The sequence below is a fragment of the Streptomyces sp. NPDC033131 genome, from assembly GCF_055578365.1.
The window spans coordinates 1-26,899 of sequence record NZ_JBVIPA010000071.1; the positions used below are offsets into that span (position 1 = coordinate 1).

23 protein-coding genes and 4 pseudogenes are annotated in these 26,899 nt (G+C 71.3%); 14 read left to right on the forward strand and 13 right to left on the reverse strand.

What is annotated here, in order from left to right; genetic code table 11:
• Positions 1-199: 199 nt before the first annotated feature.
• The 5 genes and pseudogenes from ACZ5XS_RS43295 to ACZ5XS_RS43315 all read right to left on the reverse strand — a co-directional run bounded on the left by ACZ5XS_RS43295 (position 200) and on the right by ACZ5XS_RS43315 (position 6,349).
• Positions 200-1,147, reverse strand: a complete 948-nt coding sequence (locus tag ACZ5XS_RS43295; protein WP_468660957.1) for an EamA family transporter — start codon at positions 1,145-1,147, stop codon at positions 200-202.
• Positions 1,148-1,287: 140 nt separating this feature from the next.
• Complete coding sequence (locus tag ACZ5XS_RS43300) at positions 1,288-2,409, reverse strand: lipid II:glycine glycyltransferase FemX (RefSeq protein WP_468660959.1); 1,122 nt, start codon at positions 2,407-2,409, stop codon at positions 1,288-1,290.
• A gap of 83 nt (positions 2,410-2,492) precedes the next feature.
• A pseudogene (locus tag ACZ5XS_RS43305) lies at positions 2,493-2,711 on the reverse strand (HAD-IA family hydrolase); the annotation flags it as partial.
• Positions 2,712-2,934: 223 nt separating this feature from the next.
• Positions 2,935-3,384, reverse strand: a pseudogene (locus ACZ5XS_RS43310) (HAD family hydrolase); the annotation flags it as partial.
• 76 nt (positions 3,385-3,460) lie between these two features.
• Positions 3,461-6,349 (reverse strand): FAD-binding and (Fe-S)-binding domain-containing protein, encoded by a 2,889-nt coding sequence (locus ACZ5XS_RS43315; RefSeq protein WP_468660961.1) that lies wholly within the window; start codon positions 6,347-6,349, stop codon positions 3,461-3,463.
• 275 nt (positions 6,350-6,624) lie between these two features.
• Between ACZ5XS_RS43315 and ACZ5XS_RS43320 the strand changes: the two genes are divergently transcribed.
• The 8 genes and pseudogenes from ACZ5XS_RS43320 to serC all read left to right on the forward strand — a co-directional run bounded on the left by ACZ5XS_RS43320 (position 6,625) and on the right by serC (position 13,891).
• Positions 6,625-8,421 (forward strand): sensor histidine kinase, encoded by a 1,797-nt coding sequence (locus tag ACZ5XS_RS43320; RefSeq protein ID WP_468660963.1) that lies wholly within the window; start codon positions 6,625-6,627, stop codon positions 8,419-8,421.
• Positions 8,418-8,825 (forward strand): roadblock/LC7 domain-containing protein, encoded by a 408-nt coding sequence (locus ACZ5XS_RS43325; protein WP_217236904.1) that lies wholly within the window; start codon positions 8,418-8,420, stop codon positions 8,823-8,825. The genes ACZ5XS_RS43320 and ACZ5XS_RS43325 overlap by 4 nt, the downstream gene beginning before the upstream one ends.
• The gene (locus ACZ5XS_RS43330) at positions 8,822-9,169 is read left to right on the forward strand and encodes a DUF742 domain-containing protein (RefSeq protein ID WP_468660965.1); all 348 of its coding nucleotides are present in this window, start codon (positions 8,822-8,824) and stop codon (positions 9,167-9,169) included. The genes ACZ5XS_RS43325 and ACZ5XS_RS43330 overlap by 4 nt, the downstream gene beginning before the upstream one ends.
• Positions 9,150-9,812, forward strand: coding sequence for a GTP-binding protein (locus tag ACZ5XS_RS43335; protein WP_468660967.1), 663 nt, complete (start codon positions 9,150-9,152; stop codon positions 9,810-9,812). The genes ACZ5XS_RS43330 and ACZ5XS_RS43335 overlap by 20 nt, the downstream gene beginning before the upstream one ends.
• Positions 9,809-11,017, forward strand: a complete 1,209-nt coding sequence (locus ACZ5XS_RS43340) for a cytochrome P450 (protein WP_468660969.1) — start codon at positions 9,809-9,811, stop codon at positions 11,015-11,017. The genes ACZ5XS_RS43335 and ACZ5XS_RS43340 overlap by 4 nt, the downstream gene beginning before the upstream one ends.
• A 70-nt stretch (positions 11,018-11,087) precedes the next feature.
• Positions 11,088-11,960: pseudogene (locus ACZ5XS_RS43345) on the forward strand (cytochrome P450); the annotation flags it as partial.
• Positions 11,961-12,298: 338 nt separating this feature from the next.
• Positions 12,299-12,667 (forward strand): annotated as a pseudogene (locus ACZ5XS_RS43350) (cytochrome P450); the annotation flags it as partial.
• A 105-nt stretch (positions 12,668-12,772) separates the two neighbouring features.
• Positions 12,773-13,891, forward strand: a complete 1,119-nt coding sequence (serC, locus tag ACZ5XS_RS43355) for a phosphoserine transaminase (protein WP_468660971.1) — start codon at positions 12,773-12,775, stop codon at positions 13,889-13,891.
• 74 nt (positions 13,892-13,965) lie between these two features.
• On the opposite strand, the gene ACZ5XS_RS43360 is transcribed toward serC, so the two are convergent.
• The 3 genes from ACZ5XS_RS43360 to ACZ5XS_RS43370 all read right to left on the reverse strand — a co-directional run bounded on the left by ACZ5XS_RS43360 (position 13,966) and on the right by ACZ5XS_RS43370 (position 17,430).
• Positions 13,966-15,501, reverse strand: a complete 1,536-nt coding sequence (locus tag ACZ5XS_RS43360) for a cellulase family glycosylhydrolase (RefSeq protein ID WP_468660973.1) — start codon at positions 15,499-15,501, stop codon at positions 13,966-13,968.
• 130 nt (positions 15,502-15,631) lie between these two features.
• Positions 15,632-16,453 carry an ABC transporter permease gene (locus tag ACZ5XS_RS43365; protein ID WP_468660975.1) on the reverse strand — a complete coding sequence of 274 codons (822 nt, stop codon included), beginning with the start codon at positions 16,451-16,453 and terminating at the stop codon, positions 15,632-15,634.
• The gene (locus ACZ5XS_RS43370) at positions 16,450-17,430 is read right to left on the reverse strand and encodes an ATP-binding cassette domain-containing protein (RefSeq protein ID WP_468660977.1); all 981 of its coding nucleotides are present in this window, start codon (positions 17,428-17,430) and stop codon (positions 16,450-16,452) included. The genes ACZ5XS_RS43365 and ACZ5XS_RS43370 overlap by 4 nt, the downstream gene beginning before the upstream one ends.
• Positions 17,431-17,517: 87 nt before the next feature.
• Here ACZ5XS_RS43370 and ACZ5XS_RS43375 point away from each other — a divergent pair, with 87 nt between their 5' ends.
• Positions 17,518-18,342 (forward strand): TetR/AcrR family transcriptional regulator, encoded by an 825-nt coding sequence (locus ACZ5XS_RS43375; protein WP_468660979.1) that lies wholly within the window; start codon positions 17,518-17,520, stop codon positions 18,340-18,342.
• Here the strand turns inward: ACZ5XS_RS43375 and ACZ5XS_RS43380 are convergent.
• Entirely contained in the window at positions 18,322-19,302 is a 981-nt protein-coding gene (locus ACZ5XS_RS43380) for a WD40 repeat domain-containing protein (RefSeq protein ID WP_468660981.1), read from the reverse strand. The two genes, ACZ5XS_RS43375 and ACZ5XS_RS43380, sit on opposite strands and share 21 nt — an antisense overlap.
• Before the next feature lie 90 nt (positions 19,303-19,392).
• On the opposite strand from ACZ5XS_RS43380, the gene ACZ5XS_RS43385 reads away from it, so the two are divergent.
• Both ACZ5XS_RS43385 and ACZ5XS_RS43390 read left to right on the forward strand, forming a co-directional pair.
• Entirely contained in the window at positions 19,393-20,067 is a 675-nt protein-coding gene (locus ACZ5XS_RS43385; RefSeq protein ID WP_468660983.1) for an SGNH/GDSL hydrolase family protein, read from the forward strand.
• A gap of 84 nt (positions 20,068-20,151) precedes the next feature.
• A complete protein-coding gene (locus ACZ5XS_RS43390; RefSeq protein ID WP_468660985.1) occupies positions 20,152-20,739 on the forward strand; it encodes a Uma2 family endonuclease in 588 nt (195 codons plus the stop codon).
• On the opposite strand, the gene ACZ5XS_RS43395 is transcribed toward ACZ5XS_RS43390, so the two are convergent.
• Positions 20,736-21,659 (reverse strand): nuclear transport factor 2 family protein, encoded by a 924-nt coding sequence (locus tag ACZ5XS_RS43395; RefSeq protein ID WP_468660987.1) that lies wholly within the window; start codon positions 21,657-21,659, stop codon positions 20,736-20,738. The two genes, ACZ5XS_RS43390 and ACZ5XS_RS43395, sit on opposite strands and share 4 nt — an antisense overlap.
• Positions 21,660-21,773: 114 nt before the next feature.
• On the opposite strand from ACZ5XS_RS43395, the gene ACZ5XS_RS43400 reads away from it, so the two are divergent.
• On the forward strand, positions 21,774-22,769 hold the full coding sequence (locus ACZ5XS_RS43400) for an aldo/keto reductase (protein ID WP_468660989.1): 996 nt from the start codon (positions 21,774-21,776) through the stop codon (positions 22,767-22,769).
• Positions 22,770-22,968: 199 nt separating this feature from the next.
• On the opposite strand, the gene thpR is transcribed toward ACZ5XS_RS43400, so the two are convergent.
• Positions 22,969-23,541, reverse strand: a complete 573-nt coding sequence (gene thpR, locus ACZ5XS_RS43405) for an RNA 2',3'-cyclic phosphodiesterase (RefSeq protein WP_468660991.1) — start codon at positions 23,539-23,541, stop codon at positions 22,969-22,971.
• A 113-nt stretch (positions 23,542-23,654) separates the two neighbouring features.
• Between thpR and ACZ5XS_RS43410 the strand changes: the two genes are divergently transcribed.
• Positions 23,655-24,179 carry a GNAT family N-acetyltransferase gene (locus ACZ5XS_RS43410; protein WP_468660993.1) on the forward strand — a complete coding sequence of 175 codons (525 nt, stop codon included), beginning with the start codon at positions 23,655-23,657 and terminating at the stop codon, positions 24,177-24,179.
• A 53-nt stretch (positions 24,180-24,232) separates the two neighbouring features.
• Here ACZ5XS_RS43410 and ACZ5XS_RS43415 read toward each other — a convergent pair whose 3' ends face one another.
• Entirely contained in the window at positions 24,233-25,582 is a 1,350-nt protein-coding gene (locus ACZ5XS_RS43415; RefSeq protein WP_468660995.1) for an MFS transporter, read from the reverse strand.
• A 25-nt stretch (positions 25,583-25,607) separates the two neighbouring features.
• Positions 25,608-26,045, reverse strand: a complete 438-nt coding sequence (locus tag ACZ5XS_RS43420) for a MarR family winged helix-turn-helix transcriptional regulator (RefSeq protein ID WP_124441237.1) — start codon at positions 26,043-26,045, stop codon at positions 25,608-25,610.
• Positions 26,046-26,355: 310 nt separating this feature from the next.
• Between ACZ5XS_RS43420 and ACZ5XS_RS43425 the strand changes: the two genes are divergently transcribed.
• A partial coding sequence (locus ACZ5XS_RS43425; RefSeq protein WP_468660997.1) for an RNA-guided endonuclease InsQ/TnpB family protein occupies positions 26,356-26,899 on the forward strand: 544 nt, incomplete at its 3' end.

The window sequence follows — 26,899 nt, forward strand, 5'->3', positions numbered from 1 at the left end:
GCCGGACCAGACGCGGCGACGCTCCGCGTCGCAACCATCAGATTCGCTTCACCACCGGGCTGAAGCCCGATGCACTGCGAATGAATCCCGGTAGCTTTCCGACAGACCCTTCGCCTCGGCGGGCCGGCTGACCTCGGCCCTGAAGTGTCGGGGCGCCCGGCCACCTGGCCGCCCGGCGACGCGACCGCCGCGCTCGGGCTCAGCCGTCGAGGGCCTTCGCCTTCCCCCGCCCCACCTGCGTCCGCACCGCCCCCATGCTCGCGGCGATGACGAGGGCGATCGCGGCGGCCTCCGGGACCGTCAGCGCCTGGTTGAGGATCAGGAAGCCGGCCGCCGCGGCGATGGCAGGTTCCAGGCTCATGAGGATCGCGAACGTGGAGGCGGGCAGGCGGCGCAGGGCGAGGAGTTCGAGGGTGTAGGGCAGGACGGAGGACAGGAGGGCGACCGCCGAGCCGAGGGCGATCGTCGTCGGGTCGAGGAGTTTCGTGCCCGCCTCGGCCACGCCCAGGGGGAGGAACAGCAGGGCGGCCACCACCATGGCCAGCGCGAGCCCGTCCGCCTTCGGGAAGCGGCGGCCCGTACGCGCGCTGAAGACGATGTACGCCGCCCACATGGCGCCCGCCCCCAGCGCGAAGGCGACGCCTGCGGGGTCGAGGTCGCTGAAGCCTCCGCCGCCGAGGAGGAAGACGCCCGCGAGGGCGAGGCCCGCCCACACGAGGTTGAGCGCGCGGCGGGAGGACAGGACCGACAGGGTGAGGGGGCCGAGCACCTCCAGGGTGACGGCGGCACCCAGCGGGATGCGGTCGACGGCCTGGTAGAAGAGGCCGTTCATCGCGGCCATGGTGACGCCGAAGACGACGACCGTGCCCCAGTCCGCGCGGGAGTGGCCGCGCAGCCGGGGCCGGCAGATCAGCAGCAGCACGAGTGCCGCCGCCAGCAGACGCAGGGTGACCACGCCGAGCGCGCCGGCCCTCGGCATCAGCAGCACGGCGAGCGCGCCGCCGAACTGCACCGAGACGCCCCCGGCGAGCAGCAGCCCCACCGGCCCGAGGGAGCCCCGGCGCTGCGGGGTGCCGTCCGGAGCGGGCGCGGCACCGACCGGCGTAGGAGTGCTGGAGGGGGTGGTGGCTGCGCTGGGGGTGCTCACGGTGCCTTCCGGGGCGGCTCGGGTTCGATTCGTACATCTCACTGTACGTCGTAGTCCACGGTAATGGACTACGCCAGGTGCGTGAACCCTTTATGCAACTGTCTCACCCGGGGGCGCGTCGCCGCAGCGGGCCCGAGGGGCTACCGGCGGGACATGTACAGACCCAGCGCCTTGTGCAGCAGCCGGTTGACCGGGAAGTCCCACTCCCCCAGGTACTCGACGGCCTCACCGCCCGCGCCCGCCTTGAAGCGCAGGAGACCCAGGAGGTGGTTGGACTCCTCCAGCGTGTCGGTGATGCCCCGGAAGTCGTAGACGGCGGCGCCGAGTTCGTGGGCGTCGGTCATCATGCGCCACTGCATGGCGTTGTTGGGCTGGACCTCGCGCTTACGGCTGGTGGAGGCGCCGTACGAGTACCAGACGTGGTCGCCGACGGTGAGCATGGTGGCGGCGGCGAGGACGTCGCCGTCGTGATGGGCGAGGTAGAGCCGCATGCGGTCGGGGTGCTCGGCGGTGAGCGCGGTCCACATGCGCTGGAAGTAGGACAGCGGGCGCGGAAGGAAGCGGTCGCGCTCGGCGGTCTCCAGATAGAGCCCGTAGAAGGCGGGCAGATCCTCCTCACCGCCGCGGACGACCTTCACCCCGGCCTTCTCCGCCTTCTTGATGTTGCGCCGCCACTGCTGGTTGAGGCCGCCGTGGATGTCCTCCAGCGAACGTCCGGCGAACGGCACCTGGAAGACGTACCGGGGCTGCCCGGCCGCGAAGCCGCCCTCGCTCCCGGACGCGGTCCGCTGCCAGCCGGCCCGCAGCAGCCGCCCCGCCACGTCGACGGCACGCGGTTCGTACGACGTCGCCTCCGCGTCCCCGAGCCGTCGCGCCGCCGGATCGGCGATCGCCGCCTTCACCGCGTCGGCACTCCAGCGGCGTACGACGACGGGCGGGCCCATCCTGACCGAGAAGGCGCCCTGTCCCTTGAGGTGGGCGAGCATCGGGTCCAGCCAGCGGTCGAGGTCGCTCGCGTACCAGTCGATCAGCGGCCCCTCGGGCAGGTACGCGAGGTACTTCTTCAGCTTCGGCACCGGCCGGAACAGCACGAGCCCGGCCCCCACCAGCCGCCCCTCCTCGTCGAACCACCCGAGGCTCTCCGCCCGCCAGTCCGGCTTCACCTCACCCCAGGAGGGGACCTGCATGTGGCTGGCGGAGGGGCGGGCCGCGACGAAGGCGAGGTGTTCGTCGCGCGAGACGGGCTGGACGCGGAGGGGCATGCGCGGGACTCCTTGGCGGTGGCAGGGCCCGCCAGCCTATGAACTGCGGCAGCCCATGTCCGTGAGGCTCGAGTCGCCCTCGGTCATCGCACCCCGGCCGGCCCCTCCGCACGGGCGAAGGCGAGGATGTCCGGGACCGCTTCCCGCAGGCTCCCGAAGTGGCGGTGCGCGCCGGTCACACCGCCCGGTGTGTTGACTTCCCACACCGTCATGCCGGCCCGCAGCCCCGACTCGACTCCGGACGGGGCGTCCTCGATCACCAGGCAGTCCTCGGGACGGGCGCCGAGGTCCCGGGCGGCCAGGGCCTGTCCGGCGGATCATGCCGCAGACGCGGGGCCTGGCACGCCGATCTGCGGCGTTGTCGTCGATTGCCGACTCCCCCACTCTCGACTTCGCTCGAGCGGGGGGACCCCCATCGCGTCGACGCCCTCCTCCGCCTTGCAGCTCGACCCACCAGGCCCCGCTCACCTGCGTCGATGAGGCGCCGCGGATGTCCTGCGACTTGATCCGCCGGACAGGCCCTAGCAGGTAGGGCACGGGCGACGGCTTGCCCTCCTCGACCGCGGCGGCGTCCACGACGACGTGCGGCACCGGCAGCCCCGTCCGGGCGAACCGGCCGCGCACCCGGTGCTCGTAGTTCGAGGTCACCAGCGCCCACGCGCCCGGCGGCAGGGCGCCCAGCAGCTGGGACGCGCCCTCGAAGGCCGTGTAGACGCCGGAGCGGACGTCCTCGTCCTCCAGTTCGTGCAGGGTGGTCAGGCACTCCCCCGGATCCTGGTCCGGGGCCACCGCCGCGAAGGTCTCCATCGGCCTGGTCCGCAGCGCCACCCGGTGGACCTCGTCGGCGTCCAGGCCGTACCGGACCGCCCACGTCGCCCAGACCCGGCGCTGGTTGTCCACGGCGTCGATCAACGTGCCGTCGACATCGAAGAGGACGCACTTCCTGGGGCGGGGCCGTACAGACTCACGGGTCACGCCGTGATCATGTCAGGGAGCCGGCGGATCGGTCATTGCCTTTCCCGGCCCCGCCCTTTCAGCCCCTTCAGTCCCTTCAGTCCCTTTCAGCCCCTTCAGTCCTTTCAAGTCCCTCAAGCCCTTCCGCCAGCACCTCCGCCACATGTCGTCCCCGCACTCCCGCCAACTGCTCCAACTGGGTCCGGCACGAGAACCCGTCCGCCAGCACCACCGCCCCCTCGCCCTTTGCCGCTCGTGCCGCCGGCAGCAACCGCTCCTCCGCGCACGCGGCCGACACCTCGTAGTGGCCCTTCTCGAAGCCGAAGTTGCCCGCGAGGCCGCAGCAGCCGCCGGCCAGCTCGCCGGTGAGGCCGGCGGCCTCACGCAGGCGGCGGTCGGGGGCGTCACCGAGTACCGCGTGCTGGTGGCAGTGGGTCTGGCCGGTCGCCGGGCGGTCCAGGCGGGGCGGGGCCCAGTCGGGGGCCAGGCGTTCCAGCGCCTCGGCGAAGGTCAGGATCCGGGACGCCAGGAGGGCGGCCCGGGGGTCGTCGTGGAGGAGTTCCGGGAGGTCCGTGCGGAGGGCGGCGGCGCAGCTGGGTTCCAGGACGACGACCGGGGTGTCCGTCTCCAGCACCGGGGCCATGAGGTCGAGCGTGCGGCGCATGACCGTACGGGCGCGGTCGAGCTGGCCCGTCGAGACGTAGGTCAGCCCGCAGCAGACGCGGCTTTGCCGCAGGCTCAGCAGGGAAATCGCGGCCTTCGACGTGCCGTCCCCCACGGGTCGCACGCGCATCCGCAGCGTCGGCGGCAGCGCCACCCGCAGGTTCGCCGCCTCCAGTACGCGTACGGCCGCCCGGCCCACGGACGGCGACAGGTGCTCGGTGAAGGTGTCCGGCCAGAGGATCACCAGAGCCCCGGAGCCGCCCACAGGCTCTCGCCTCCCCCACCACCGGCTGAACGTCTCCGTGGCCACCCGCGGAATCTCCCGCTCCGCCGCGATGCCGCCCACCCGTTTCGCCGCCCACGCGAACGGCCGTACGGCGGAGAGCGCGTTGACCACGGACGCCGTACGCGTACGGGCCACCGCCCGCAGCCAGACCGGCAGCCACCCCATGCTGTAGTGGGCGAGCGGGCGTCGCCGCCCCGCGTAGTGGTGGTGGAGGAACTCCGCCTTGTACGTGGCCATGTCGACCCCGACCGGGCAGTCGGACCGGCAGCCCTTGCAGGACAGGCACAGGTCGAGGGCGTCCCGGACCTCCGTGGACCGCCAGCCGTCGGTGACCAGCTCGCCCGCGAGCATCTCGTGCAGCAGCCGGGCGCGCCCGCGCGTGGAGTGTTCCTCCTCGCCGGTCGCCCGGAAGGACGGGCACATGACGGCAGCCCCGGACGCCGACGTCGTACGGCATTTCGCGACCCCGACGCATCTGCGCACGGCCGCCGAGAAGTCGCCGCCGTCCGCCGGGTAGCCGAAGGCCACGTCCACCGGCACGCGCGGGAGGACGGAGAAGCGGAGGTTGGTGTCGAGAGGGGCGGGGCGGACCAGCATGCCCGGGTTGAGCAGGTCGTCCGGGTCCCACAGCGCCTTCGCCCGCTCGAACAGCCCCACCAGTTCCTCGCCGTACATGCGGGGCAGCAGCTCGGCCCTCGCCTGCCCGTCGCCGTGCTCCCCGGACAGCGAACCGCCGTGTGCCACGACCAGCTCGGCCAGTTCCTGGGAGAAGTGCCGGAAGCGGGCGATGCCCGGGTCCGTGAGGAGGTCGAAGTCGATGCGGACGTGGATGCAGCCGTCCCCGAAGTGGCCGTACGGCGTGCCGCGCAGCCCGTGTGCCGCCAGCAGTCCCCGGAAGTCCCGCAGGTAGGCGCCCAGCCGGGCCGGCGGCACCGCGCAGTCCTCCCAGCCGGGCCAGGCCTCGGCGCCGTCCGGCATCCGGGTCGCGGTACCGCTCGCGTCCTCGCGGATGCGCCACAGCGCCCGCTGTCCGGCGGGGTCCGTCACCACGAGCGCGTCGACGACGTCCGCCGCGCGCACGATCGTCTCCGCACGCGCGTGTGCCTGCGATGGCGTGTCACCGCCGGTCTCCACGAACAGCCAGGCGCCGCCCCGGGGCAGGTCGGCCGTGGAGCGGACGAGGTCCGCCGCCATGCCCTCGACGGTGAGCGGCCCGTAGGGCAGCAGTCCGGCCGCCGCCTCCGCCGCCGCGCCTTCGTCGGCGTACGCCAGCACGGCCAGGGCACGCGCGCGTGGCGCCCGAACGAGCCCTACGACCGCCTCCGTCAGGACACCCAGCGTGCCCTCCGAGCCGCAGAGGGAACGGGCGACGTCGGCGCCGTTCTCGGGCAGCAGCGCGTCCAGGGCGTAGCCGGAGATGCGGCGGGGCAGCTCGGGGAAGCCGGTGCGGAGCATCGAAAGGTGCCCTTCCACCAGCTCCCGCAGGCCCGTCGGGGCGCCCGCCCAGCCCTGTCCGGCCCGCAGCCGCTCACCGCGCGCGGTGAGCAGGGACAGCTCCCGCACGCTGTCCGCGGTCGTGCCCCAGGCCACCGAGTGCGAGCCGCAGGAGTTGTTGCCGATCATCCCGCCGAGGGTGCAGCGGCTGTGGGTGGAGGGATCCGGGCCGAAGCGCAGACCGTGCGGGGCGGCGGCCTCCTGGAGGCGGTCGAGGACCAGCCCCGGCTGCACGACCGCGGTGCCCGCCTCCGGGTCGAGGGACAGCAGGCGGTTCATGTGCCGGGTGAAGTCCAGGACGACGCCCGTGCCCGTCGCCTGCCCGGCGATCGACGTCCCGCCGCCGCGGGCCACGACCGGCACGCCGTGTTCCCGGCACACGGCGAGTACCGCCGCCACGTCGTCGGCGTCCCGTGGGGCCACCACGCCGAGCGGGACTCGCCGGTAGTTGGACGCGTCCATGGTGACCAACGCCCGGGACGTGACGTCGAATCCGACCTCGCCCCGGACGGTCTTGCGCAGAGCGGCCTCAAGATCCGTCATGCACCCATGGTGCATCCGGCCACCGACGACGAGGCCGGTTGTCCACAGGCGGGATGTCGTTCCGCGGCCGGGCCAAGGCCACATTTCGAATACGGAATGCGTTCCTTCCCAATTCGATCAGAAAGTCTCCTATAGTGACCGCCAGTTGAGCGCCTTGAACGCACAGTGTTGGCACTCGCCTGCCCAGAACGACCCATACACACACCAAGGACCCGACCGAGGGCCGCCCGCGACCCGACGGCGTCCGCCCGAGGACCCGACCGAGGATCCCCTTCATGACCGCGCCCACGCTCCCCGGCGAACGCCCCGCCGTCCGCACCGTCGCACCGGCCCTGCTGCTCACCGCCGTCCTGTCCGCCCTCGCAGTCGCCGGTGCGGTCGCGGCGGCGCCCTCGTCCGTGCGCACCCCGCTGGCCTGGGGCGCGAGCGCTGCCGCCCTGTTGCTGTGCGCGGCCGTCGCCCTGGCCGCCCACGGCTTTCAGACGGCCCGGCTCACCCGCCGCCGGCTGGAGGCCGTCACCCTGGACGCCGGACGACTGCTCCAGGAACGGGCTCGAATAGCCGAGGAGTCCCGCCGGGAACACGACCGCCTGACCGGCGACCTGGCCCGGGAACGCGCCCGGCTGAGAGCCGAACTCGACCGGGAACGCACCCGGTTCACCGAGTCCTTCGCCCAGGAACGTACCCAGCTCACCGAGTCCTTCGCCCAGGAACGCGCACGCCTCACCGTGTCCTTCGCCGACGAGCGCAGCAAGCTCGCCGAGGAGCGCGACCGCCTCGCCGACGAGAACTCCCGGCTCACCGAACAGTTCCGCCGGGCCACCGGCGAGCGCGCCGCCGCGATCTCCGCCACCGCCAACGCGGCCGGCCGTATGCAGGCCATCGCCACCGGCATGCTCGCCGACCTGCGGGCGATGGAGGAACGGCACAGCGACGAGGACGTCCTCGCCGACCTGCTGCACCTCGACCACCGCACCGCGCAGGCGGGCCGGCTGGCCGACTCGGTCGCGGTCCTCACCGGCGCCCGTTCCGGCCGCCGCTGGGCGCGCCCCATCGTCATGGAGTCGATCCTGCGGGGCGCGATGGGCCGCATCAGCGGCTATCAGCGGGTGCGCGTCCACTCGGCCAGTGAGGCCGCCGTCGCCGGCCACGCCGCCGAGGGCGCGATGCACGCGCTCGCCGAACTCCTCGACAACGCCGCCAACTTCTCGCCGCCGAGCGCCGAGGTCCATGTGTACGTGGAGGAGGTACCGGCCGGCGTGATCGTGTCCGTGGAGGACAGCGGACTCGTCATGGGCGAGGTGCAGCTGCGCCGCGCCGAGGAGGCCGTCTCCGGCGAGTCCCCCGGGCTCGGCGGTCTCACCGGCACCCGGCTCGGCCTCTCCGTCGTCGGCCGGCTGGCCCGCAAGTACGGCCTGAAGGTCTCCTTCCGGCCCTCCGCGCGCGGCGGCACGGGCGTCCTGTTGCTCATCCCGCAGGACATCCTCACCAGTCCGGCCGCAGCCGAGCCGCCCGCCGCAGCACCGAGTCCGCCCGCCGCACCGCCGCCAAGCCCCCGCCCGACCCCCGCCCCGGCCGACTCCACCACCGGCGCCGGCTCCACCACCGTCCCGGGCCCTGATCCCGTACCGGCCCCCGATCCCGTACCGCTGTCGCCGTACGACTCCACGGACCCCGATCCCGTACCCCCGCACGACTCCACGGACCGCGATCCCCTGCCGGTCCACGAGTCCGCGGACAGCGCGGCGGCGGACGAGTGGCCCACGGGCCTGCCCAAGCGCCGCCGTGGCCTGACCCTGGCCGAGGCCGAGCGACGGCTCGGCGCGGGCCGCACCACCGAGCCGCGGCCCGCGCCCGCCGCCGACGACGCCAAGACCCGGGCGACCCGCTTCAACAGTTTCCGTCAGGCCGTACGGGCCTCCGGAACCGACCAGGCCGCCGCCCTCCAGCGCCCGGCCGCCCCGGACCAGGACGCCGGCCCAGGTGACGCCACCGCCGCCGCACCGGCCGAAGCGACCCCCGCCACCCCGTCACACCAGCACGCGCACCCGGAAGGCGACCCCACCTCATGACCGGCACGACCACCGCCGACGAGAAGCTCACCTGGCTCATCGAGGGCCTCCTGGAGCGGACCCCGGGCGCACGGCACGCCCTCGTGCTGTCCCGCGACGGCCTGAAGCTGTGCCGTACGCCGGAACTCACCGTCGACCAGGCCGACCAGCTCGCCGCGATCGCCGCGGGCATCCAGTCGCTGTCCCACGGGGCGTCCGTCGAGTTCGGCGACGGCAGCGGGGGGGTGCGGTCGGCGATGACGGAGTTCTACGGAGGCGTCCTGTTCATCGTCGAGGCAGGCCAGGGCGCGCACCTCGCCGTGGTCACCACCGAGGACGCGGACGTCGGGCTCGTCGGCCACAACATGAGCGAGCTCGTGGAGCAGCTCGGCGAGCACCTGACCGCGCAGCCGCGTACGTCATGAGCCGGCCCGGCAGGGACGACGCCCCGGACCGTCTCTACACCCTCACCCAAGGGCGCACCCGGTCCGGTTCCGACAGCCCGTTCGACCTGGTGACCCTCGTCGTCGCCGAGAGCGACCCCAGGCCCGGCATGCAGTCGGAGCACGTGGCGATCCTCAGGATGGCCGAACGCCCCACGGCGGTCGTCGAGGTCGCAGCCGAGCTGGGGCTGCCGGTGAGCATCACCAAGGTCCTGCTCTCCGACCTTCTCGCGGCGGGCCGGGTCAGCGCCCGCCACCCGCACACGGCAGCCGTACCCGAACCCGACCTCCTGGAACAGGTGCTCGTTGGACTCCGCAATCTCTGACGCGCGCACCCCGTTGGGTGCCTCCGCCGACAACGGCCTGAAGATCGTGGTCGTGGGCGGCTTCGGCGTCGGCAAGACGACCCTGGTCCGCTCGGTGAGCGAGATACGTCCCCTCAACACGGAGGAGACGATGACCCGGGCGGGCGAAACGGTCGACGACATCAGCGAGGTGAGCGGCAAGACCGCGACCACCGTCGCCTTCGACTTCGGCCGCATCACGCTCGACGCCCGCAACGTGCTGTATCTGTTCGGCGCGCCCGGCCAGGAACGGTTCTGGTTCCTGTGGGACCGCCTGTTCTCCGGCACGCTCGGCGCGGTCGTGCTCGTCGACACCCGCCGTATCGACGACTCCTGGTACGCCATCGACCGCCTGGAGCACCACGGCACGCCGTTCATCGTGGCCTGCAACGACTTCGGCGGCCCCGCCTTCGCCGCGGCCGACGTCCGTGAGGCCCTCGACCTCGACCCGCACGTGCCACTGATCGACTGCGACGCCCGTTCCCGCGCGTCCGGCAAGCAGGTCCTCATCACGCTGGTCCAGCACATCAAGGACCGGTACGCCGGCCAGGACCGGTACCCCGGCCAGGACCGGTACGCCGGCCGGGCCGCCCAAGCCGCTTCGCCCCGACAGGAGTTCGTGTGACCACCGAAGCCGTCCCGCTCAGCGGCCCCCGGTTCCAGACCGAACCCGCCCGTCTGTACCGGGAGATGCGACGCGAGCACGGCCCCGTGACGCCGGTGCTGCTCGACGGCGACGTGCCCGCCTGGCTGGTGCTCGGCTACCGCGAGCTGCACCAGGTCACCGGTGACCCGGTCCTGTTCAGCCGGGACTCGGACCTGTGGAACCAGTGGGACACCATCCCCGACGACTGGCCGCTGCTGCCGATGATCGGCCGCAAGCAGCCGTCGATCCTCTACACCGTCGGCGAACGCCACCGCGAGCGCGCCGCCATGATCAGCAACGCGCTGCAGGAGGTGGACGCCTCCGAACTGCGCGGCCACGCCGAGCGGTTCGCCGACGAACTGATCGACGCGGTGTGCGCCAAGGGCGAGTCGGACCTCATCGCGAACTACGCGATGCTGCTGCCGGTGCGGGTCCTCGCCCGCCTCTTCGGTTTCTCCGACGAGCAGGGTCCGGGCCTGGTCACCGCTCTCAACGACATGATCGACGGCCGGGAGCGGGCGATCGCGGGCCAGACCCATCTGATCACCTCCATGGCCGGGCTGCTGGCCGACCGGAGGGCGAACCCCGCCGAGGACGTCGTGTCCCGGATGCTCGACGACACCTCCGGCTTCACCGACGAGGAGATCGGCCAGGACATCGTGGTGATGCTGGCGGCGGGCCACCAGCCCACCGCCGACTGGATCGGCAACTCGCTGCGGCTGATGCTCACCGACGACCGTTTCGCCGCCTCCCTCTTCGGCGGCCGCAACAGCGTCGCCGAGGCCATGAACGAGGTGCTGTGGGAGGACACCCCCTCGCAGAACATCGCCGGCCGCTGGGCATCCCGCGACACCCACCTCGGCGGGCGCCGCATCCGCGCCGGCGACCTGCTGCTGCTCGGCCTCCAGGGCGCCAACTCCGACCCGCAGGTCCGCACCGACGGATCCGCGCTCACCGGCGGCAACAACGCGCACTTCTCCTTCGGGCACGGTGAGCACCGCTGCCCGTTCCCGGCACAGGAGATCGCCGAGGTCATCGCGCGGACGGCCATCGAGGTCGTACTGGACCGGCTGCCCGACATCGACCTGGCGGTGCCCGCCGAGTCCCTCACGCGCCGGCCCTCGCCCTGGCTCAGGGGACTGACCGAACTGCCGGTCCGGTTCACACCGGTCCCCGCGCTCTGACCTTCGCCGGCGCCTGCACGCCGACACAGGAACGACGTAACACCCCGACCCCGCCCTGGAGGCACTCCGTATGACGACCGGCATCGAAAAGACCCGTATCGCCCTCGACGCCTTAGTCACCGACCTGGACGGCGAGAGCGCCAGGCTGCGCGAGGCGGGCCCGCTGGCCGCCGTCGAGCTGCCGGGCGGCGTCCCCGTCTGGGCCGTCACCCACCACGCCGAGGCCAAGGCGCTGCTCACCGACCCCAGGCTGGTCAAGGACATCAGTGTCTGGGGCGCCTGGCAGCGTGGCGAGATCCCCGCGGACTGGCCCCTGATCGGCCTCGCCAACCCGGGCCGTTCCATGCTCACCGTGGACGGCGCCGACCACCGCCGGATGCGCACGCTCGTCGCGCAGGCGCTCACCCCGCGCCGGGTGGAGCGGATGCGGGAGCGGATCACCGAGCTCACGGAGGGACTGCTCGACGATCTCCCGGGTGACGTCGGCCTCTCGGGTGACGTCGTCGATCTGAAGGCGGCCTTCGCGTACCCGCTGCCCATGTACGTCATCGCCGACCTGATGGGCATCGAGGAGTCGAAGTTGCCCCGGCTCAAGGAGCTGTTCGAGAAGTTCTTCTCGACGCAGACCCCGCCCGCCGAGGTCATCGCCACGCTCACCGAGCTGGCGGGCATCATGGCGCAGACGCTCGCCGCCAAGCGCGCGGAGCCCGGCGACGACCTGACGTCCGCCCTGGTCCTGGCCTCCGAGAACGGCGACCACCTCACCGACCAGGAGATCGTCTCCACGCTCCAGCTGATGGTCGCGGCGGGCCACGAGACGACGATCTCACTGATCGTCAACGCGGTGGTCAACCTCTCCACCCACCCCGACCAGCGTGCCCTCGTCCTTTCGGGTGCGGTCGGCTGGTCGGCGGTGGTCGAGGAGACGCTGCGCCACTCCACCGTTCCTGTGGGCGTTCAGCCGCGCGCCCCGAACGGTCTTGGGCGAGCTGGTCCCTGGCGTTCTCGACCCCGGGGCGGCGACACGCATCCTGTGCGTGGTCCGGGCCCGGGAGGCCAGTTCCCTCACGACCTGGCCCCTTGGGCACGGCCAGAGGCGACGGGGAGGCCCTGAACCATCCTCTGGTGGAGCAGGGGCCCCGCACGCTGACGCCGTACCCGGTGTTCCAGGTCGCACGATCACGTTAGCCCGATCAGTCCAGAGCACCGCAAGCCCACAAGCGGACGATCACACGATCGAGCTAATGCGGCCTTGTGTGCACTCCTTGGTGAGCAGTTCCAACCCCCACCTCGCACGTCCTGATCCGCTTCGCCACCGAGGACGTCCCGGTCGGCGACCGGGTGATCCCCGCGGGTGACGCGCTGATCGTCTCGTACGGCGCTATAGGCCGCGACGAGCGGGCGCACGGCCCGACGGCGGGCGACTTCGACATCACCCGGGAGACGAAGAGCCGCCACATCTCCTTCGGGCACGGCCCGCACGTCTGCCCGGGCGCGGCCCTGTCCCGCCTGGAGGCCTCGGTGGCGCTGCCCGCCCTGTACGAGCGCTTCCCGGGGCTGGACCTGGCGGTCCCGGCGAGCGAGCTGCGCAACAAGCCGGTGGTGACCCAGAACGACCTCTTCGAACTGCCGGTTCGGCTGACCTCCTAGACCCGCACGGGTGGGGCTGCCCACCGGTTCCACGGGCTGGAGCGGTCGTCTCATCGAACGGACACCGCTCCATCCGCTTTCACCGAAAGAGATACCCTCCGAAACGTGGCCGACATCCAGATTCCCGCTGACATCAAGCCCGCCGATGGACGCTTCGGTGCGGGCCCCTCCAAGGTGCGGACGGAGGCGCTGGACGCACTCGCCTCCACCGGTACGTCCCTCATGGGCACCTCACACCGCCAGGCCCCGGTCAAGAACCTGGTCGGCAAGGTCCGTGAGGGCATCTCCGAGCTGTTCCAGCTCCCCGAGGGCTACGAGGTCGTCCTCGGCAACGGCGGCTCCACCGCCTTCTGGGACGTCGCGACCCACGGCCTGATCGACAACAAGTCGCAGCACCTCAGCTTCGGCGAGTTCAGCTCCAAGTTCGCCAAGGCGGCCAAGCTCGCCCCCTGGCTCGCCGAGCCGACCGTCATCTCCTCCGACCCGGGCACCCACCCGGAGCCGCACGCGGAGGCGGGCGTCGACGTGTACGCCTTCACGCACAACGAAACGTCCACCGGTGTCGCCGCGCCCGTCAAGCGGGTGCAGGGCGCCGACGCGGGCTCCCTCGTCCTCGTGGACGCCACCTCCGGCGCCGGCGGCCTCCCGGTCGACATCGCCGAGACCGACGTCTACTACTTCGCCCCGCAGAAGTCCTTCGCCTCCGACGGCGGCCTGTGGATCGCCGTCTTCTCCCCGGCCGCGATCGAGCGCGCCGAGCGCATCCACGCGTCCGGCCGCCACGTGCCGGAGTTCTTCTCGCTCCCGACGGCGATCGACAACTCCCGCAAGAACCAGACGTACAACACCCCGGCGCTGGCCACCCTCTTCCTCCTCAACGAGCAGCTGGAGTGGTTCAACGGCCAGGGCGGCCTCGCCTGGTCCACGGCCCGCACGAAGGACTCCTCGACCCGCCTGTACGGCTGGGCCGACGAGTCCAAGTACGCGACCCCCTTCGTCACCGACCCGGCCAAGCGCTCCCAGGTCATCGGCACGATCGACTTCTCGGACGAGATCGACGCCGCGGCCGTCGCCAAGGTGCTGCGCGCCAACGGCGTCGTCGACACCGAGCCCTACCGCAAGCTCGGCCGCAACCAGCTCCGCGTCGCCATGTTCCCGGCGGTCGCCCCGGCCGACGTCGAGGCGCTGACCAAGTGCATCGACTTCGTGATCGAGAAGCTGTAGTCGTTTCGAGCGGTACGACGAGGAAGGGCGCCCGGTGATCACCGGGCGCCCTTCCTCGTGCCTCACGCGGTGGTTCACGTAGCCGTGCAGGTCACCGTGGGCACGCCCGCGCCCCCGGGCGCGCCCCCGAACCCGAAGCTCGCCGAACCGCCCGCCGCCACCGCCCCGTTGTGCGAGGCGTTCACCGCGCTCACCGTCGCCCCGGACTGGGTGTACGACGCGTTCCACATGCTGGTGACCTTCTGGGCGCCGGGCCATGTCCACGTCACCTTCCAGGACGTGAGCGCGGTGGTGCCCGGGTTGGTCACCTTCACTGCGGCGTTGAAGCCCGAGCCCCAGTCGCTGCCGACCGTGTAGGCGGCGGTGCAGGCGGCCGTGCCCCCGCCGGGACCTCCCGGGTCACCGGGGTCGGTGGGGTCGGTGGGATCGCCCCCGCCCGCCGCGAATCCCGGCGCCTTGATGCTCGCCAGGTAGCCGTCCTTCACCGTGTCCACGGTCGACCAGTCGTCCTTGAGGATCCCGCCGGTGTCACCGGAGTTGGGGTTCCAGGACCAGAAGGTCCAGTGGAAGGAGTCGGAGCCGTGCGCGGACGTCGAGCGCAGATACGTCACCAGTGCGGCCAGCCACTTCTGGTCCACGGTGGACTGCAGGGTCGTGCCGAACTCGCCGACCCACACGGGCGCGATGTTCTGCTTGAAGATGTAGCCCCAGTACTTGTCCCAGATGCCCGGCATGTTGGCGGGGAACGACGGGTCGCTGAACCAGCTCTGCTGGGCCACGCTCGTGGCGTAGTCGTGGGCGGAGTACACGACCCGGTTCGGCACGTCGAGGCGTACCGGGTACTCGGCGACGCCCATCAGGTTGCCGCCCCACCAGCCGGAGACGCCGTTGTAGGTCTGCACGCCCTCGACGAGGATCAGCAGGTCGGGGTTGACGGAGAGCACCGCGTTGCCGGCCCGTTCGGCGGCCAGGCGCCAGTCCCGCGTCGTGTCGCCGCAGCCCCAGCAGGCGGGGTCGTGCGGCTCGTTGTGCAGGTCGATGCCGATGACGGTGGGGTTGCCCTCGTACCGGGTCGCGAGCGCCTTGAGGTTGGTGATCCAGGTCGACTCGGGGACCGCCGAGGTGTACCAGAGCGCCGACTGGCCGGCCGCGTCCGGGCGGTGCCGGTCGAGGATGACCTTCAGGCCGTCCTGACCGGCGTACGAGACGATCCTGTCCAGGACCTGGAGGGAGGTGAGTCCCCGCAGGTCGGCGTTCTTGCCGCCGGAGAAGTCGATGTTGTCGGGGGCGGTACCGCTCTTGAGGATGTCGTCGCTGTAGGGCATGCGGAGGGTGTTGTAGCCCAGCGACTTCATCTGGTCGATCATGCTCTTGTAGTCGCGGGCCCAGAGGCCGTGGGTGACGTGGTTGGCGGTCTCGAAGCCGAACCAGTTGATGCCGGCGATCCGGACGGGCTGCCCGGCGGCGTCCAGGATCTGACGGCCGCTGGTGTGCCAGTAACCCGCCCCCGGTGCGGCCGCCGCGGCCGCGTCGGCGGTCTGGGCCGCGGTCAGGGGTAGCAGGAGCGCCGCGGCAACAGCGCACAGCGCTTTTCGCAAGCTGTGGAACATGTCGCTGCTTCCTCTCGGGAGGCGCGGGCCCGGAACCGATGGGAGCGCTCCCACCGCACCACGCACCCCCCATGGAAGCCATCACCCATGAACACGTCAAGACAGCCGACGTCCCCTGGCGCGCCGGCCGTCACCGGCTCAGCTTCTGGAACCTCCGCACCGCGAGCGGCAGGAAGATCGCCGTGAGCACCACGGGCCACACCCCGGCCATCAGCAGCGCGTGCTGCTCGACCCAGGAGTCCCCGGTCCCGACCGGCGTTCCGAACAGCTCGCGGCTGGCCGCGGCCGTGGAGGAGATCGGGTTCCAGGCGGCCACGTGGCCCAGCCAGTCGGGCATGAGCTGGGGCGCGACGAAGATGCTGGAGATCATGGTGAGCGGGAAGGCGACCGCGAACAGCCCGCCCGCCGCCTCCGGGTTGGGGACCAGAAGGCCCAGCCACACGCCGATCCAGATCAGCGCGAACCGCAGCCACAGCAGCAGTCCGAAGGCGGCGAGGAAGCCCCAGCCGCCGTCCGGCCGCCAGCCCATGGCGAACGCGGTGGCCATCATGATCCCCAACTCCGCGCAGGCGACCAGCAGATCGGTCACCCCGCGGCCGGCGACCACGGCGGACGAGGCCATCGGCATGGAGCGGAAGCGGTCGATGACGCCCTTGGTGGAGTCGTAGACGACGACGGTGGCGGTGTTGATGAAGCCGAACGCCATCGTCATCACGAACATGCCGGGCATCAGGAAGTCCTGGTAGTCCCCGCCGCCGGGCACCTGCATGGCGCTGCCGAACACATAGCCGTACAGGAGGACGGACAGGATGGGGAAGCCCAGCTGCCAGGCGATGTTGATCGGCTGGCGCTGGTAGTGGGTCAGTCCGCGGCGGACGATGTTCCAGCAGTCGGCGAGGGCCCAGTACCCGCGGCCGCGGGCGTCCTGGCCGGTCAGGTCGACGGCGCTCATGCGACGGCCCTCTTCTCGGTCTGCTCGGTCGTCTCGGTCCGGTGTCCGGTCAGGCGCAGGAACACGTCGTCGAGGCTCGGCCTGCGCAGCCCGATGTCCTCGACCCGCACGCCCTCGTCCTGCAGGGTCCGCGCCACCTCCGTCAGCGCCGACACCCGGTCGGTCACCGGGGCGTGCACCCGCAACCCGTCCTCGTCCGCCTCGGGTTCGCCGTCGCAGACGCGGGCGACGACCTTCACCACCCTCGGGATCTCCGACCGCTCGGCGACCACGACCTCGATACGGTCGCCGCCGATGCGGTTCTTCAGCCCGTCCGGGGTGTCGTCGGCGATGGCCCGGCCGTGGTCGATGACGGTGACGCGGGAGGCCAGCTTGTCGGCCTCCTCCAGGTACTGCGTGGTCAGCAGCACGGTGGTGCCGCTCGCCACCAACGCCCGGACGGAGTCCCAGACCTCACCGCGGCTGCGCGGGTCGAGGCCGGTCGTCGGCTCGTCGAGGAACAGGACGGCCGGAGCGAGGATCATCGAGGCCGCGAGGTCGAGGCGGCGCCGCATGCCGCCGCTGTAGCCGCCGACGCCCTTGTCGCCGGCGTCGGTGAGGTCGAACCGCTCCAGCAGCTCCACGGCCCGCAGCTTGGCGCGCCTGCCGCCCAGGTGGAACAGGCGGCCGAACATCTCCAGGTTCTGGCGTCCGGTCAGCACCTCGTCGACTGCCGCGTACTGCCCGGTCAGGCCGATGCGGGCGCGCACCTCGCGCGGCTGCCGGGCGACGTCGAGGCCGGCCACCGTCGCGTGTCCGCCGTCCAGCCGGACGAGCGTGGACAGGATGCGGACCGCGGTCGTCTTGCCCGCGCCGTTCGGCCCCAGCAGGCCGTGCACGGTGCCCTCGCGGACGGCCAGGTCGAAGCCGTCGAGGGCGCGTTTCTCGCCGTAGCGCTTCTCCAGGGCCTCAGCCCGCACGGCGTATCCGTCGCTCATGGGTCCCCCTTCTCGGTAACTGAGTACACCGTACCCGATTGCGAGTACGGCGTACCCAGTTTTTTCGCGAGGACTTAAGCTGGCCCCATGACGAGCGGCAAGGGCGGTACGGAGACCAGCGGCAGCGGCGACATCGTCCGCACCCTGGAACTGCTGTGGGACACCGGCAGGCGCCCCAGTCGCGGGCCCAAACCGGCCCTGACCCTGGACCGGATCGTGGAAGCCGCCGTCCGGGTCGCGGACTCCGACGGCCTGGACGCGGTGTCCATGCGCCGGATCGCCACCGAGCTCGGCACCGGCGCCATGTCCCTGTACCGGTACGTCCCCGGCAAGGGCGAACTGCTCGACCTGATGCTGGACCGCGTGCAGCGCCCCTCGGAGAACCCCGCCGACCTCGGCGACGGCGGCTGGCGCTCGGCCCTGGAGGCCATGGGCCGCGCCACCCTCGCGCTCTACCGCCGCCACCCCTGGCTGCTCCAGGTCAACCAGTCCCGCCCGATCCTCGGCCCGAGCGCCCTGGACGGCATGGAGAAGATCCTGTCCCGGATCAAGCCGATGGGGCTGGGCGACGCCGAGCTGGTCTCGGCGGTCATCATGATCGACGGCTATGTCGTCGGCGCCGCGCGCACCCAGCTGTACCAGCGGGAGGCGGAGCGCCGGACAGGCCTGACGGACACGGAGTTCTGGCAGGCCCAGACGCCGACGCTGGAGAAGATCATGACTTCTGGGCGCTTTCCCCTGCTCGCCTCCCTCGACGAGGACGCCTGGGGCCCCGCCTTCGACCACTTCGAGTTCGGGCTGCAGCGGATCCTGGACGGGCTGGAGGTGTTCGTCGACGAGCGGGCAGCGAAGGCTGCGGGCGAGCGGGCAGCGGGCGAGCGGGCAGCGGGCTCACGAACGGCGACGGAATAGCCGCCGGAAGCCGATCACGGCCGCCAGGGCGACGGCCGCGGCGATCGCGCCGACCTTGACGTTGCTGCCGCCTTCGTCACTTCCGGTGTCGTTGCCGTCCGCGGAACTCCCCCCGCCGGAGGGGGACTCGGAGCCGGTGTCCCCGGGCGCGTCCTCCGGCTTCACGGGGCTGTCGGCCCCCTCGGCGCCGAACATGAGCGTCGACCCGTCGTCGGTGTAGGTGACGGACTCGCCCTGCCCCAGGAACGGCACGCCGACCCGCTCCAGCCGCTTGATCTTCCCGCCGTTCCAGTCGTAGGCGATCGCCCCGAAGTAGCTGCGTACGACGAGCTGTTCGCCGTCGGGCGACAGGGCGGCGTCGGTGGCCTCCAGGTCGGCGACGGGGGCGATGGGCTTGAAGACGTTGGTCCCGGAGGCGGAGAGCTCGGCCGGACCCTCGTACAGGTGCCCGCCCTTCTCGTTCTTGTCGACGATGTAGACCCGCCCGGTCTTCGGGTGCACGACCAGGGACTCGGCGTCCCGTGCCCCGTCCGAGTACTTCACGACGTACTGCGTGGCCCGGATCGTCCGGTCCCGCAACTCCTTGGGCTCGGGCAGTCGGTAGATCCACACATAGGGCCAGGTGCCGCCGAGGTTGTCGCCGATGTCGCCGACATAGATCTCGTTGCCGGGGCCGATGGAGATGGCCTCGACGTCACGGGGGGTGCCCACCCCGGTCAGGGTGACGGTCGCGACGGTCTTTCCCGTCCCGCTGTCGACGGCGTAGAGGTAGGCCCCGTCGTCGCTGTCGTTGTGCGTCCAGTAGATGCCGGGGTGTTGGCGGGAGGCGGCCAGCCCGCTGGACTCGGTGATGCGGGGGTCCGTGATGGTGAACTCCTTGTCGCCGTCGGCGGCGGAGGCCGGCAGGGCAAGCGCACCGGCGAGGAAGCCCGCGGCGAGGAAGGCAAGGGAGCGACGCATGGCCCCAAGCCTGCCATCCCGCACCGCGATCCACGGATGGGTGGCGGTCCTCACACCCCGGCCGGCCCGCCGATCGTTCATCATGAGCGGATGCTCAGGTTCATGCCCGTCGGCGATTCCCAGACCATCGGCAGTGCCGGCGAACACACCTGGCGCTACCGGCTGTGGCAGCACCTGCGCGAGACGTACGGCGCCCCGTTCACCCTCGTCGGCCCGCGCGAGGCGCTGTACGACAAGGCGACCGACACCCCCACGTCGTACGAGTACGCCGACCCCGACTTCCCGCGCTCGCACCTCGCGGGCTGGGGCGAGGGCTGGATGCACATGGCCCCGCTGATCGGCGAGGCGGTACGGGAGCACCGGGCGGACGTCCTCCTGGTCGCGCTCGGCCTGATCGACCTGGGCTTCTACACCGACCCGGAACAGACGGCCGAGAACGCCCACCGCTTCGTCGCCGAGGCCCGCACGGCCAACCCGCGCGTCCGCGCGGTCGTCCTCCCGGTCATCCCGAACACACTCGCCGAGTCGGACACCGCCTTCGCCCAGCAGGTCGCCCTCTTCAACGAACTGCTGGCGAAGACGGTCGCCGACCTGGACGAACCCCGCTCGCCCCTGCTGCTGGCGTCGCCGCCGGCGTCGTACGACATCCACACGGACACCTACGACGGCACGCATCCCAACGCGAGCGGCGAGCACAAGATCGCGGCGGCCTTCGCGAACGCGATGCACCAGGCGTGGGGCCTGGCGGAGCCGTACGAGGGCTGAGTCCGCTCGTGCCCTGGTCACCGCGCGTATCGTTGTACCGCGCGGCTGCACTCGTCCACAGGGCAGCCAGGGAGGAGCGCCACGATGACCGTCCTTCAAGACAGGATCGAGATGGCCGAGGAAAGCGGCGAGCTGACTCTGGACGTCATGTTCGAGTGGCTCGAGAAGATGCCCATCCCCGAAGGCACGAAGGTCGAGATCGTCGGGGGGAACATCTTCATGTCACCGCAGCGGCAGACGCACTGGGAGATCATTTCCGCGATCTACGACCAGCTGCGCGACAAGTACCCGCGGAATCGAGTGGCGTCGGACGTCCGGATCGACTTCCCTGGCCATCTGAACGGCTTCGCGTGCGACATGGCGGCGATGGCCGAGCGATCGGTGAAGGACGGCAAGGGCCGCTGGCGCTACCAGGACGTCGAGTTCGTGGCCGAGGTCATCTCCAAGGACACGGCCGCCAACGACTACGGCCCCAAGAAGCTCGCCTACGCCCTCGCCGAAGTCCCCGTCTACCTCATCGCCGACCCCTACCAGGGCAAGTGCCACCTCCACACCCAGCCCAAGGACGGCGAATACCTCAGCGAGCTGTCCGTGGCCTTCGGAGCGGACCTCGACATGACCACGACCCTCGTCGGCCTCACCCTCAAGACCGACGAGTTCCCCCGCGACTAGAACATCGTGTTGTCGTTCGCCGACGTGGCCGGGACGTCCTGGAGTACGTCCCAGTGCTCGACGATCTTCCCGTTCCGCACCCGGAAGAGGTCCACGACCGCCTGGCCGCGTTCGCCCGGCGCGTTGACGTAGTGGCTGTGGACCGCGACCAGGTCGCCCTCGGCGACGATCCGCTTCGGCGAGACGGACAGCTGCGGGAACGCCTCGAAGTACCCGCCGAGCCCGGCCTTCGCGCCCGACACGCCGTCCGCGATGTTCGGGTTGTGCTGGTGGTACTCGGGGCCCCAGTACCTGTCGAGCGCCGACACGTCCTTCTTCACGATGAGCTGGTCGAAGGCCTTGGTCACCAGCTTCTTGTTGTACGCGGTCAGCCACCGCGGCCCCGGCGCCCCGGTCTGCGGCCGGCTCACCGTGGAGAACATGTCGTTGCCGTTGGCCGTGGTCTCCGGCACGTTCTGCGCGGCGTCCCAGTGCTCGGCGATCTTCCCGTCCTGGAAGCGGAAGATGTCGAAGACGGCCGACCCTCGACTCCCCGGTGTCAGCACGACGTTGGAGTGCACGAGGACCAGGTCGCCCTCGGAGATGACCCGCTTGATGTCGTACGCGGCGTCCGGGAACTGCTGGTGCAGCCCCACTCCCAGGTTCTTCAGCGTCTCGGCGCCGTCGGGCGCGAGCGGGTTGTGCTGGATGTAGTCCGGCCGTACGAACCGGTCGACGACCGCGGTGTCGCCCTGCTCGAACACGCCCTTGAGGACGCGTACGGCAACGGCCTTCTGGTAGTCGAGCCGCGCTCCCTCTCCGTAGCGCACCGAGTGGTGGGCGGACGGGGCGGCGAGGGCGGGTACGGCGGCGGTTCCCAGCAGGGCGCCGGCGGCGAGCGCGGCGACGACGATGCGGCGCGCGGGCGTGGTGGGGGTCACGGGGCTCCAGACCTTGAAAGTTCAAGTTGATACTTCCCGAAGGAAAGCACTAACTTCCAGTTAGCGTCAAGGCTGCTTGCATAGAGCGCACTCCAGGCCGTTGGCTAGGCAGTCATGAAGTACACGCAGCTCGGACGCACGGGACTCAAGGTCAGCCGACTGGTGCTCGGCACCATGAACTTCGGTCCGCAGACCGACGAAGCGGACAGTCACGCGATCATGGACGCGGCACTGGACGCGGGGATCAACTTCTTCGACACGGCAAATGTGTACGGCTGGGGCGAGAACAAGGGCCGTACCGAAAGCATCATCGGGAACTGGTTCGCCAAGGGCGGCGACCGGCGCGACAAGGTCGTCATCGCCACCAAGGTGTACGGCAACATGGCCGGGGACGGCGCGGCCGCCTGGCCCAACCACGACAAGGTGTCCGCCCTGAACATCCGGCGGGCGGTGGACGCCAGCCTCAAGCGGCTGCAGACCGACCACATCGATCTCTACCAGTTCCACCACATCGACCGTGCCACTCCCTTCGAGGAGATCTGGCAGGCCATCGACGTGCTCGTCCAGCAGGGCAAGATCCTCTACGTCGGGTCCTCCAACTTCCCCGGCTACAAGATCGCCCAGGCCAACGAGATCGCCGCCCGGCGCTCCGGCACCATCGGCCTCGTCAGCGAGCAGTGCCTGTACAACCTCGCCGAGCGCCGCGCCGAGATGGAGGTCATCCCGGCCGCGCGGGACTACGGCGTCGGCGTCATCCCCTGGTCGCCGCTCCAGGGCGGCCTGCTCGGCGGCGTGCTCAAGAAGGAGGTCAAGGGCGGCCGGCGGGCGTCGGGGCGGGCGGCCGACTCGCTCGCGAACCCGGCCGTACGGGCGCAGATCCAGTCGTACGAGGATCTGCTCGACAAGCACGGGATCGAGCCCGGCGAGGCCGCGCTGGCCTGGCTGCTCACCCGGCCCGGCGTGACCGGCCCGATCGTCGGCCCGCGCACCGCCGAACAGCTCGACTCGGCCCTGCGGGCGGTCGAGCTGGAGCTGAGCGAGGAGCTGCTGGCCGGGCTGGACGAGGTCTTCCCCGGGCCGGGGCCGTCGCCGGAGGCCTTCGCCTGGTAGCAGCGCCCCCGAAGGGGCGTGGGGAACCGCGCGGCCGGCCGCATGCGGCCGGCGGCGGGCGTACGACGCGCGGTTCCCCGGGCGCTCCTCGCTCAGCAGCTACCTGCCGAGCGCGGCCGCCAGGGCAACGACGACGAACATCAGCACAAGCGCACCGGCCATGATCCGGTTCCGGGTTTTCGGGTCCACGTCTTCGAGCCTAACCGGCCGCGCCGAGCGGCCAGCGGGCGACCGGCTCGTAACGCGGCTGCTCGCCCGGAACCCCCGACGCCGGCAGGTTGCTGCGGACCAGCGTCAGCTCGTCCACCGTCCAGATGCGGCTGGTGAACGGCTCCATGGCCTCCAGGTACGGCCGCACGTCCACGTCGTCCCGGCTGCGGGCCACCGTCAGGTGGGCCTTGTAGCGGCGGTGCTCCCCCATCGGTACACCCGCCTTGCGCGCCGCCGCCTCCGCCCGGTCGGCCAGCAGCCGCAGCGCGGGCAGGTCGCCCTCGGCGCCCGCCCACAGCGCGCGCCCCTTGCCGAACTGGCCCCCGCCGCGCACCGCCAGCGGGAAGGGCGCGGTGCGGTGGGCGGCCCGCTCCAGGCTCGCCGACAGGTCCGGCAGCAGGTCGTCGGCCACCTCGCCGTAGAACGCGAGGGTGAAGTGCCAGCCCGGCCTGCCGGTCCAGCGCAGGGCGTCCGCACCGGGCAGCCCGCGCAGGGCGGCCACCTCGGCGGCGAGTTCGGCGGCCACGTCCTCGGGTGGGAGTACGGCGGCGAAGAGTCTCATGCGGTCACCCTAGGAGGGTGCGCCGAAGGCCGCTTCCCGGTTCACCGAAGACGCGTCCGGCTGCCCGCCAACTCTCCCTGGAACGGAGGCGGTTGGTCACCTAGGGTGCCGTCATGGAGATCATCAGGATCAGGGCGGGCGGGCCCGACGACATCCCCGCGATACTCGGCATGCTCGACAGCAGCGTGCGGTGGCTCGTCTCGCAGGGGCGCACCGGACAGTGGGGCACGAAGCCGCTGTCCGAGAGCCCGAGGACGGTGGAGTCGGTCGCCCGGTACATGGACGAGGGCGACGTGTTCGTCGCCGAGGTCGAGGGGGTGCCGGCCGCCACCCTCACCCTCACCGACTCGGCCGGCGCCTACCTGTCCCACCTCACGCCCCCGGGCGAGCCCGAGCGGTACATCCACTGGCTCGCCTCCGACCGCCGCTTCAAGGGACGCGGCGTGGGCAGCGCGCTGCTCGCGCACGCGGCCGAGGAGACCAGGCGGGCGGGCGTCTCGCTGCTGCGGGTGGACTGTTACGCCGGCGACGACGGCAAGCTCGTCCGCTACTACGAGAGCAACGGCTTCACCCGCACCGAGGCGTTCACGGTCGGGGAAGCCGAGTGGCCGGGGCAGGTACTGGCCCGGAGGGTCTGAGCCCTCCGGGTTCCAGTGGGGCGCACGACGGACGTGAGACGGACGTACGACGCTCAGGCCGCCGCGGCCAGCTCCTCCCGTTCCCGCGGCACGAACCGCACCCGCGGGTGTCCGCGGTTCCAGCCGACCGACAGCCGCAGGTTGCCGACGCGGGCCAGGACCAGGCCGATGGTCACGGCCGCGGCGACCGAGACGGCACCGCCCGCCGCCATGCCCGCCCGGACGCCGTACGCGTCCGTGATCCAGCCGGCGATGGGCGCGCCCACCGGCGCTCCGCCCATGAACACCATCATGTACAGGGCCATCACACGGCCCCGCATGGCCGGGTCGGTGCTCAGTTGGACGCTGCTGTTCGCCGTGACGTTCACCGTCATGCCGAACATGCCGATGGGGACCATGAGCAGGGCGAACAGCCACAGGGAGGGGGCGGTCGCGGCCACCAGCTCCATCGTGCCGAAGGCCACCGCGCCCGCGACCAGCACCCGCAGCCGGGCCGTGCCGCGCCGGGCCGCGAGCAGTGCGCCCGCCAACGAGCCCACCGCCATCAGTATGTTGAAGAGGCTGTAGGCGCCCGCGCCCGCGTGGAACACGTCGTCGGCGAAGGCCGAGAGGTAGACGGGGAAGTTGAAGCCGAAGGTGCTGACGAAGCCGACCAGGACGATGGTCCAGATCAGCTCCGGACGCCCGGCGACGTAGTGCAGGCCCTCCCGCAACTGGCCCTTCCCGCGCGGGGCCCGCTCGACGACGTGCAGCTCACGTGCGCGCATCATCAGCAGGCCGGCGAGAGGGGCGACGAAGGACAGGCCGTTGGCGAGGAACGCCCAGCCGGTACCGACGCCGGTGATCATCACGCCGGCCACGGCGGGGCCGACGAGCCGGGCCGACTGGAAGTTCGCGGAGTTGAGGCTGACCGCGTTCTGCAGCTGGTCGGGGCCGACCATCTCGGAGACGAAGGTCTGGCGGGCCGGGTTGTCCAGGACGGTCGCGAGGCCCACCGCGAACGCAGCGACGTAGACGTGCCAGACCTGGACGTGGCCGGAGAGGGTGAGCGCGGCGAGCGCGATGCCGGTGAGGGCCATCGCCGACTGGGTGAACAGCAGCGTGCGGCGCTTGGGCAGCCGGTCGACGAGGACGCCGCCGTAGAGGCCGAAGAGCAGCATCGGCAGGAACTGCAGGGCGGTCGTGACGCCGACGGCGGTGGCGGAGCCGGTGAGGCTGAGCACCAGCCAGTCCTGGGCGATGCGCTGCGTCCAGGTGCCGACGTTGGAAACGACCTGGCCCATGAAGAACAGGCGGTAGTTCCTGACCTTCAGGGAGCTGAACATGGACGCGCGCTGGGGATCGGACAGGGAGTCGTGGGTGGTCGGTGCGGGGGCGGAGTCTGCTCCGGGTCCCGAACTCAAAGGGTCGCCTCCTCGTGAACGCTGCTTACAGGTGTGCGAGTTTCTCCAGGACGGGGGCGGCGGCGCGGAGTTTCGCCCACTCGTCCTCGTCCAGGCCGTCGACCAGGGTGGCCAGGAAGGCGTTGCGCTTGCGGCGGCTCTCCTCGAGCATCGCCTCGGCCTGCTCGGTCTTCGTGACGACCTTCTGGCGCCGGTCCTCGGGATGCGGCTCCAGCCGGACCAGTCCCTTGGCCTCCAGCAGCGCCACGATGCGGGTCATCGACGGCGGCTGGACGTGCTCCTTGCGGGCGAGTTCGCCCGGGGTGGCCTTGCCGTGCAGGGACAGGGTGCCGAGCACCGACATCTCGGTCGGGCTCAGCGACTCGTCGACCCGTTGGTGCTTGAGCCGACGGGAGAGCCGCATCACGGCGGAGCGCAGGGAGTTCACGGCGGCAGCGTCGTCGCCATGGGTAAGGTCCGGCATCTCTTTAGGGTAACTCATTACCCTCGCTAAACAAGCTGGCGCGCGGCCGGATTCCCGTGACCCCCGCCACTGAACCCGATCATCACCCGTACGAGTGAGTCGGCGGCGGAAAGTGAACGCCACCCCGGTCCGCCCGCGACCCTGTGTTCATCGTGACTCCTTCGTGGATACCCCGGCCTTCAGGTCGGGGAGGAAACGAAGCTCCTGCGGAGCAGGGCAGGGAAAGGCGAATCGCCTCCAGGGCGATTCGGCGTCTGCGGCTACCGGCCCGACGGCAGCTGCTTACTCAGAATCCGATAGAATGTGAGGTATGACGCAGCAGGTCAAGCGGGCGTTCAAGTACCGCTTTTACCCCACGGACGGGCAGGCAGCTGAGCTGTCGCGCACGTTCGGCTGTGTCCGCCTCGTCTACAACAAGGCGCTGGATGAGCGCACACGGGCCTGGTACGGCGAGCAGCGCCGCGTCTCCTACGTGCAGTCGTCCGCCGCGCTCACGGAGTGGAAGAAGACCGGAGAGCTGGCCTTCCTGGCGGAGGTGTCCTCCGTCCCGCTCCAGCAGGCGCTGCGCCACCTTCAGACGGCGTTCGGGAACTTCTTCGCCAAGCGTGCGAAGTACCCGCGCTACAAGTCGCGGAAGAAGTCCCGGGCGTCGGCCGAGTACACCCGCAGTGCCTTCAAGTGGCGCGACGGACAGCTCACGCTCGCGAAGATGGCGGAGCCCCTGGACATCCGCTGGTCGCGTCCGCTGCCCGAGGGCGCGGAGCCGACCACGGTGACCGTGTCGCGCGACAGCGCGGGCCGTTGGTTCGTGTCCCTGCTGTGCGAGGACACCATCAGCCCGGCCCCCGCAACCA

Bases quoted from the DNA above. Each gene is read 5' to 3' on its own strand.
- ACZ5XS_RS43300 (WP_468660959.1), bottom strand. From the start codon at position 2,409: ATGCCCCTCCGCGTCCAGCCCGTCTCGCGCGACGAACACCTCGCCTTC.
- ACZ5XS_RS43315 (WP_468660961.1), bottom strand. From the start codon at position 6,349: ATGACGGATCTTGAGGCCGCTCTGCGCAAGACCGTCCGGGGCGAGGTC.
- ACZ5XS_RS43320 (WP_468660963.1), top strand. From the start codon at position 6,625: ATGACCGCGCCCACGCTCCCCGGCGAACGCCCCGCCGTCCGCACCGTC.
- ACZ5XS_RS43325 (WP_217236904.1), top strand. From the start codon at position 8,418: ATGACCGGCACGACCACCGCCGACGAGAAGCTCACCTGGCTCATCGAG.
- ACZ5XS_RS43330 (WP_468660965.1), top strand. From the start codon at position 8,822: ATGAGCCGGCCCGGCAGGGACGACGCCCCGGACCGTCTCTACACCCTC.
- ACZ5XS_RS43360 (WP_468660973.1), bottom strand. From the start codon at position 15,501: ATGTTCCACAGCTTGCGAAAAGCGCTGTGCGCTGTTGCCGCGGCGCTC.
- ACZ5XS_RS43365 (WP_468660975.1), bottom strand. From the start codon at position 16,453: ATGAGCGCCGTCGACCTGACCGGCCAGGACGCCCGCGGCCGCGGGTAC.
- ACZ5XS_RS43370 (WP_468660977.1), bottom strand. From the start codon at position 17,430: ATGAGCGACGGATACGCCGTGCGGGCTGAGGCCCTGGAGAAGCGCTAC.
- ACZ5XS_RS43375 (WP_468660979.1), top strand. From the start codon at position 17,518: ATGACGAGCGGCAAGGGCGGTACGGAGACCAGCGGCAGCGGCGACATC.
- ACZ5XS_RS43380 (WP_468660981.1), bottom strand. From the start codon at position 19,302: ATGCGTCGCTCCCTTGCCTTCCTCGCCGCGGGCTTCCTCGCCGGTGCG.
- ACZ5XS_RS43385 (WP_468660983.1), top strand. From the start codon at position 19,393: ATGCTCAGGTTCATGCCCGTCGGCGATTCCCAGACCATCGGCAGTGCC.
- ACZ5XS_RS43390 (WP_468660985.1), top strand. From the start codon at position 20,152: ATGACCGTCCTTCAAGACAGGATCGAGATGGCCGAGGAAAGCGGCGAG.
- ACZ5XS_RS43400 (WP_468660989.1), top strand. From the start codon at position 21,774: ATGAAGTACACGCAGCTCGGACGCACGGGACTCAAGGTCAGCCGACTG.
- thpR (WP_468660991.1), bottom strand. From the start codon at position 23,541: ATGAGACTCTTCGCCGCCGTACTCCCACCCGAGGACGTGGCCGCCGAA.
- ACZ5XS_RS43410 (WP_468660993.1), top strand. From the start codon at position 23,655: ATGGAGATCATCAGGATCAGGGCGGGCGGGCCCGACGACATCCCCGCG.
- ACZ5XS_RS43420 (WP_124441237.1), bottom strand. From the start codon at position 26,045: ATGCCGGACCTTACCCATGGCGACGACGCTGCCGCCGTGAACTCCCTG.